Annotated in this window: 3 protein-coding genes; all 3 read left to right on the top strand. The window is 72.4% G+C overall.

Annotated elements, in window-relative coordinates; all coding sequences use genetic code 11:
- Positions 1-141 precede the first annotated feature (141 nt).
- The 3 genes from dprA (at position 142) to D3105_RS33090 (ending at position 3043) form a co-directional block, all read left to right on the top strand.
- The gene (gene dprA / locus D3105_RS33100; RefSeq protein WP_118906517.1) at positions 142-1254 is read left to right on the top strand and encodes a DNA-processing protein DprA; all 1113 of its coding nucleotides are present in this window, start codon (positions 142-144) and stop codon (positions 1252-1254) included.
- Positions 1255-1508: 254 nt separating this feature from the next.
- Entirely contained in the window at positions 1509-2345 is an 837-nt protein-coding gene (whiG, locus tag D3105_RS33095; protein ID WP_118906516.1) for an RNA polymerase sigma factor WhiG, read from the top strand.
- Positions 2346-2485: 140 nt separating this feature from the next.
- Positions 2486-3043, top strand: coding sequence for a TetR/AcrR family transcriptional regulator (locus D3105_RS33090; protein WP_118906515.1), 558 nt, complete (start codon positions 2486-2488; stop codon positions 3041-3043).
- Positions 3044-3105: the final 62 nt, after the last annotated feature.

The following is a 3105-nucleotide window of genomic DNA, read 5'->3' as shown; positions in this document are numbered from 1 at the left end:
ACGTGGGAGCGGGGGCACGAGGTGGGCGCCGGGGCCGGGCCGGGGTGCGGGCCGGACGCCGCGAACGGGCTCGGCCGGGACCTCGGATCCGAGGCGCGGGATCGCGATACCCAGCGGTTGGCCAGGGCTGCGTTGACGCGGGTGCTGGAGCCGGGGGACGAGCGTGCCGGGCGGTGGCTGCGGCTCATCGGGCCGGTCGAGCTGATGCGCAGGTTCACCGTCGAGGACGGCTCCGCCGAGAAGCTGCCGGGGATGACCGCCGCGCGCCTCGGGGGCTACCGGCTGCGGGCGGCCGCCGCGGAGCCGAGGCGGGACCTGGCCGCGGTCGCCGCGGTGGGCGGGCGCTTCGTCTGCCCGGGCGACCGGGAGTGGCCGAGCCAGCTGGACGACCTCGGCGACGCGCGGCCCGTCGGGCTCTGGGTGCGGGGGCGGCCCGACCTGCGGCTGTGGTCCCTGCGCTCGGTCGCGGTGGTCGGCGCGAGGGCCTGCACCCCGTACGGGGCGCACATGGCCGCCACCCTCGGCTCCGGGCTCGCGGAGCGCGGCTGGGTGGTGGTGTCGGGGGCGGCGTTCGGAGTGGACGGGGCCGCCCATCGGGGCGCGCTGGCCGCGGGCGGGGCGACGACGGCGGTGCTGGCCTGCGGTGTCGACGTACCCTACCCGCGCGGGCACGCCGAGTTGCTCGGACGCATGGCCCAACAGGGTCTCGTCGTTGCCGAGTTGCCGCCGTCCGCCCACCCCACCCGCAGCCGGTTCATCCTGCGCAACCGCGTCATCGCCGCGCTGACCAGGGGCACGGTCGTGGTCGAGGCCGAATACCGTAGCGGTTCGCTGGTCACCGCCCGCCAGGCGCAACGGCTCGGTCGCTTCTCGATGGGAGTCCCGGGGCCGGCCACCAGTGGGCTGTCGGCAGGGGTGCACGAGCTCTTGCGCGGCGAGGGGGTACTCGTCACCGACGCGGACGAAGTCGTCGAGCTGGTCGGGGACATCGGCGACCTCCCGCCCGCCCGCCGTGGCCCGGTGCTGCCCAGGGACCACCTCGACGCGGTCACCGCACGGGTCCTCGAAGCGCTCCCCTACCACGGGGCCACTCACCTCCGTGACCTCGCGCGCACAGCAGGGACCTCGGCCGACGAAACGCTCGGTCGACTGTACGAACTTCACTCACTGGGGTTCGTCGAACGCGAAGGCGACGCCTGGCGGTTGACGCCTCCTTCGGCACGCAACGACGACGCGCGGCGAGGCGATACTTGACCTGGAGCATTCGGGTGAAAAGGTAAGGCCGATGACCTCGCACGATCGATCGGTGACCTGTCCGGGGCCCGCGCCAACGGCGACGGCCCCGGTCCCGGGCGGGCGCCGACGGCGTAAGGGGTGACAGGCAATCGCGCGGCAGGGAACTCCCGTCCTGCGCGGACTGCGACACCGCAGTCACGCTACGCTCACAAGGATTCCGCTTCAGACACAAGTCCCCCAGCACTTCACGGCAGAACGGCTCAAGGCACCACATGCCCCAGCACACCTCCGGGTCTGACCGCGCGGCGAAACCACCGGTTGCGCGTGGCACTGTGCGCCCTCCCGCTCCCTCCTCCCTCGACGAGTTGTGGCGTTCCTACAAGTCCACGGGTGACGAGCGGCTGCGGGAGCAGCTGATCCTGCACTACTCGCCGCTCGTGAAGTACGTCGCGGGCCGGGTGAGCGTGGGGCTGCCCTCCAACGTCGAGCAGGCCGACTTCGTCTCCTCCGGTGTCTTCGGGCTGATCGACGCCATCGAGAAGTTCGACATCGAGCGGGCCATCAAGTTCGAGACGTACGCGATCACCCGGATCCGCGGCGCGATGATCGACGAACTCCGGGCCCTGGACTGGATCCCCCGGTCCGTCCGACAGAAGGCGCGGAACGTGGAGCGCGCGTACGCCACGCTGGAGGCACAGTTCCGGCGGACGCCATCGGAGGCCGAGGTCGCCTCGGAGATGGGCATCGCGCTGGAGGAACTGCACGCCGTTTTCAGCCAGTTGTCGCTGGCGAACGTGGTCGCCCTGGAAGAACTGCTGCACGTCGGCGGCGAAGGCGGCGACCGGCTGAGCCTGATGGACACGCTGGAGGACACCGCCGCCGACAATCCGGTGGAGGTCGCAGAGGACCGGGAACTGCGAAGACTGCTCGCGCGGGCCATCAACACCCTCCCCGACCGCGAGAAGACCGTGGTGACCCTCTACTACTACGAGGGCCTCACCCTCGCGGAGATCGGCAACGTCCTCGGGGTGACCGAGAGCCGGGTCAGCCAGATCCACACCAAGTCCGTGCTCCAGCTCCGGGCGAAGCTGGCCGACGCGGGCCGCTGACCTCCCGCCGGCATCCCTCACCGGCATCCCCTCCCCGAGTCCCTCTCCGGCCTCGTCGGCCATCCGATCGGTGGCTGTGCCCTTCCTCCACGCGCCTGCCGCCGTAGAGTGGACGCGTGCCCAGGATTCGAGCGGCCTCCGTGGCCGAGCACCGGACCATGCAGCGCGGCGCCCTCCTGGACGCCGCGCGCTCCCTGCTGTCCGAGGGCGGTACGGAAGCGCTGACCTTCCCCGCACTCGCCGAGCGCACGGGCCTCGCGCGGTCCTCCGTGTACGAGTACTTCCGCTCCCGTGCCGCCGTCGTCGAGGAGCTGTGCGCCGTCGACTTCCCCGTCTGGGCGGCCGAGGTCGAGAACGCCATGCAGCGCGCCGAGACGCCCGAGGCGAAGATCGAGGCGTATGTGCGCCGGCAGCTCGACCTCGTCGGCGACCGCCGCCACCGCGCGGTCGTCGCGATCTCGGCGAGCGAGTTGGACGCGGCCGCCCGCGAGAAGATCCGGGCCGCGCACGGCGGGCTGATCGCCATGATCGTCGAAGCGCTCGGCGACCTGGGCCACACCCAGCCGAGGCTGGCCGCCATGCTCCTGCAGGGGTCGGTCGACGCCGCCGTACGCCGGATCGAACTGGGCGTCGCCGAGGAGCCGGGCGTCATCGCGGACACCGCCGTCGCGATGGTCCTGCGCGGTGTGAGCGGCTGACCCGCCCCTGCCTCTGGCGGAACGCCCCCGTCCCTTCCCGAAACCGCGCCCCGGACCCCGAC

It is taken from the genome of Streptomyces globisporus (assembly GCF_003501885.1).
Lineage (GTDB): Bacteria > Actinomycetota > Actinomycetes > Streptomycetales > Streptomycetaceae > Streptomyces > Streptomyces globisporus_D.
This window is presented reverse-complemented; position numbering and strand designations above follow the sequence as displayed.

Excerpts from the sequence above, each read along its gene's own strand:
- whiG (WP_118906516.1), top strand. The coding sequence starts at position 1,509 with ATGCCCCAGCACACCTCCGGGTCTGACCGCGCGGCGAAACCACCGGTT.